This window comes from Nitrospirota bacterium (assembly GCA_016212215.1).
In the GTDB taxonomy this organism is placed as follows: Bacteria; Nitrospirota; 9FT-COMBO-42-15; order HDB-SIOI813; family HDB-SIOI813; genus JACRGV01.
The window spans coordinates 1-4,109 of sequence record JACRGV010000162.1 but is presented as its reverse complement, the minus strand read 5'-3'; the positions used below and the strand labels follow the sequence as shown (position 1 = coordinate 4,109).

Genomic DNA, 4,109 nt, shown 5'->3' with positions numbered 1-4,109 from the left:
TTAATCCCCCTTTAAATAAAGGGGGAGATATGACAACCAGAAATCCCCCCCTTGTTAAGGGGGGGAAAGGTTCTCAATGGCCAACGGCAATCCCCCCCTTTTTTCAAGGGGGGGCATGGGGGGGTGATTTTCGGATGAACTTTCATGAGTGGGGGCGCTCACAAAGGGAAATGAAAATAGTAAACAGTAAGCAGTGAGCAGTAAACAGGAAAGGCAGTCTTTATCTGCTAACTGCTTACCGCTTACTGCTTACTTGGGGTCATTTTCGGATGAAATGACAGGTAAGATAAGGCAGGTAATAGGTCATGGGATTTGTTATCTCACACCAGCTTATTCTTTATTGCATAATGGATGATTTCAGCATTATTTTTGAAGTTCATCTTTTGCAGGATACGGGAGCGGTAGGTGCTGATGGTGGGGAGGCTGAGAAAAAGTTCTCCGGCTATATCCTTTGTAGATTTACCGGATGCGAGCATGGTCAATATCTGATATTCCCTGTCTGAAAGCTTTTCATGAAGGGGCTGGTCAGTATTGAAAATCAGGTCGCTTGCAAGTTTCTCGGCAAGGCCTGGACTTAAATATTTGCCTCCTCCGTAGACCTTTCTTATGGCTTTTATTAATTCTTCAGGGTCACCGCCTTTTGTCAGATAACCTGATGCCCCTGCCTTTAATGCCCTTACTGCATACTGTTCTTCAGGGTGCATGCTTAAAATAAGAACTACAGACTTATGTGCCCTGCTCTGTAAATCTTTTAAAATATCAAGCCCGTTCTTGTCCGGTATGGAAATATCAAGGATAATGACATCGTAATTATTTTTCCTTAATTTATTTTGCAGTTCATCGCCTGAACTGGCCTCATCCGTAACAGTCATATCATGAGTATTTGAAATAATCTTTTTAAGACCTTCACGGATGATCGGGTGGTCATCAACAATCATAACCTTTATCATTATGTTTCCCCATTTCCTTTTAGCGGGATATTAAGGAGGATTGTTGTTCCTTTGCCCTTTGTGCCCTTAGTCCCGATAATATTTAATGTACCCCCAAGAAATAGTACCCTCTCCTGCATACTCATTAAACCGAAAGAGTGAGGGTCATTGATCTTATCTTCATTAATTCCAATACCGTTGTCTTCAACTTTTAGTTCGAGTGACTCTCCGACCTTTATGACCTCCACCGAAATCTTTGATGCCCTTGCATGACGTACTATGTTTGTGAGGGCCTCCTGAATAATGCGAAATATTGCAGTAGCCCTGTCTTTATCAAGGTTCAGGTTATTCTCAATTAATTTCAGGGTGCATCTTATCTTTGCCCTTTTCTGGAACTCCTTTACATACCATTCAATGGCAGGTAACAGGCCGAAGTGGTCAAGTATATGAGGACGAAGTTCAACAGAGATACGCTGTACTATCTCAATCCCTTTATCTATAATTTTTGTGAGTGATTCTTTTATTTCAGGAATGTCCCCTTTATCATTTTGTATTGCATTGAGAGATGAAGATAATTCCAGCTTTAATGCTGTAAAAAGCCCCCCAAGTTCGTCATGGATCTCACTGGCTATGGATTTTCTCTCTTCTTCTCTGAGATATTGTAAGCGTGCTGAGAGGTTATAAAATTTCTGGTAGGATTTTTCCAATTCTTCAACCGATCGCTTACGCTCTATTGCATATTTAACTGTCCGTGAAAGCAGCAGGCTGTTTACCTCTTCCTTGCTAAGATAATCCTGTGCGCCTTTTTGAACTGCGCTTACTCCGACCTCTTCATCAGCAAGACCTGTAAGCACGATAATCGGGATAGAAGGGGCCTTCTCGTATATCCTGTTTAAGGTGTCAAATCCGGAACTATCAGGCAGATTCAGGTCAAGAAGGACTGCGTCAAACTCTGTTTCAGCTATATGGGTAATGGCCTTCTTAACCCTGTCTGCATGGGTTAATTCAAAGTTTACCTGTAAAGGCTCCTTAAGTATCTCCTTTATAAACCTTGCATACGCAAGGTCATCTTCAACCATCAGTACCTTAATCAGTTCCTTCTTCATTTGAAAAACCCCTCCGGCGGGGTAAGAAAACCCCGCCTATCCATTTCTATGAGGATAGGCGGGACATTCCTGTCCCGCTGATTTTCATGGCCCTTTGTGAACCCTCGGTTCATGGGAGTTCATCCGAAAATCACCCACCCATCCCCCCCTTGTAAAGGGGGGGATTCTCATTGTACTTTACTATTCACTATTCACCATTCACTATTTTCATTCCCCCTTTGACGGCAGTTTCACAATGCTGAACCAGAATTCTTCTATTGAATGTGCCACCTTCATAAACTGTTCCAGATCAACCGGCTTTGTAATGAAACAATTGGCGTGCAGTTTGTAACTCTTTAAAATGTCCTCTTCTGCCTTTGATATTGTCAGAACAACCACCGGAATGGTTTTTAATTCTTTATCTGTTTTAATTTGTTCCAAAACTTCACGGCCGTCTTTTTTGGGTAGATTCAAATCTAATAGTATCATATCAGGCCGCGGGGCATTTTTGTACTGACCCTCTTTGTGAAGAAATGATAGTGCTTCCATGCCATCCCTTACAATGCTTAAATTGTTCATTATCTTTCCGTCCCTTAATGCCTCCTGTGTCAGGCGTACGTCTCCCAGGTTATCTTCAACCAACAGGATTTCAACCGGCCGCAAGTGTGTGACTTCTTCCATCTTCGCTCTCCTCCCTTTTGATAGGTAATGTGAAATAAAAAACCGAGCCGTTTCCATGCTCAGACTCAATCCATATACGTCCTTTATGACGTTCAACAATCCTTTTGCATATAGCCAGACCTATCCCTGTACCGGGGTATTCTTCCTTGTTGTGAAGCCTCTGGAATATCACAAAAATCCGTTCCTTGAATTGCGGGTCTATGCCGATTCCATTATCTTTAACTGAAAATAGATACTCATTATCTCTTTTTTCTGCTGAGATGTGAATCCTTGGAGGTTTGTCCCCGGAGAATTTAATCGCATTGTCAATCAGGTTTTGAAACAGCCGGAGCATTTGATTTGAATCAGCCGCCAATACAGGCAGGGAGTCGTTTGAAATTAATGCACAGCTTTTTTCTATTGCTACCTGAAGGTTGATTCGTGTCTGTCCCAGAATTTCCTCAAAATCCGTTTCTCCAAAAGGGTTACCGCGTGTCTGTATCCTTGAATAGTTCAGCAGGTCATTGATTAATCTCTGCATACGGTTTGCCCCGTCTACTGCAAACGAGATAAACTCATGGGCATCAGCATCAAGTTTATCTTTATAGCGTTTGGCCAGAAGCTGGGTAAAGCTGGCGACCATACGAAGAGGCTCCTGCAGGTCATGGGAAGCTACATAAGCAAATTGCTCAAGCTCTGCATTGGAGATTTTTAACTCGTCGGCATATAACTGGACAGTTTCCTTTTCTTTTCTCAAAGATTCTCTTGAATCATTTATTACTTTAATAGAATCCCGATGTCTGGTCACAAAAATAACGGCTGACCATATACTGAAAAGGGCAAGGAGCCTGTTTGCAATAACTATTGAAAGTTTTATGCCCCCCTGCGGCGAAAGAAAGAAACCGAGGATAGTTAATATTGAAACAATTACGCCTGCTATTACTATGTGTCTTCGTTCAGGGAATTTGAATGAAAGCAATATGATAGCAATGTAAGGAATCGCCGCCGCTACCCCAAGCGGAGTAAGCATGTCCAGTACAAATATTCCAATAGTCAGAAGGATAGCATATATTACAGACTGATTAATCTTAGGTTCTTTTGTACTCAATATAGCCGTCCGGAGTCGTCAGCAAAAGCTGAAGGAAAATAACAGTTGAAAAATATGAAGAAATATAGCATAAAGGAGGGAGTTAATCAATTTTGGAAAGGATGATGAAAATCAGCGGGACAAGAAAGTCCCGCCTATCCTCATAGATTTGGATAGGCGGGGTTTTCTTACCCCGCCGGAAGGGATTTTCGGATGAACCCACATGAGCCTTCGGCTCACAAAGGGCAATGAAAACCCCACCCTCACCCGGCCCTCTCCCTGAGGGAGAGGGGGCTACGTTGATTCCCTCCCCTTCAAGGGGAGGGGTAGGGTGGGGATGGGGTTGAT

At 42.7% G+C, this 4,109-nt stretch carries 4 protein-coding genes; all 4 read right to left on the bottom strand.

Annotated elements, in window-relative coordinates:
- Positions 1 to 320 precede the first annotated feature (320 nt).
- The 4 genes from HZA08_14670 to HZA08_14655 all read right to left on the bottom strand — a co-directional run bounded on the left by HZA08_14670 (position 321) and on the right by HZA08_14655 (position 3,704).
- On the bottom strand, positions 321 to 950 hold the full coding sequence (locus HZA08_14670; protein MBI5194659.1) for a response regulator transcription factor: 630 nt from the start codon (positions 948 to 950) through the stop codon (positions 321 to 323).
- A complete protein-coding gene (locus HZA08_14665) occupies positions 950 to 2,035 on the bottom strand; it encodes a response regulator (protein ID MBI5194658.1) in 1,086 nt (361 codons plus the stop codon). The genes HZA08_14670 and HZA08_14665 overlap by 1 nt, the downstream gene beginning before the upstream one ends.
- A 207-nt stretch (positions 2,036 to 2,242) precedes the next feature.
- The gene (locus HZA08_14660; protein MBI5194657.1) at positions 2,243 to 2,695 is read right to left on the bottom strand and encodes a response regulator; all 453 of its coding nucleotides are present in this window, start codon (positions 2,693 to 2,695) and stop codon (positions 2,243 to 2,245) included.
- Entirely contained in the window at positions 2,664 to 3,704 is a 1,041-nt protein-coding gene (locus tag HZA08_14655; protein ID MBI5194656.1) for a GHKL domain-containing protein, read from the bottom strand. The genes HZA08_14660 and HZA08_14655 overlap by 32 nt, the downstream gene beginning before the upstream one ends.
- Positions 3,705 to 4,109: the final 405 nt, after the last annotated feature.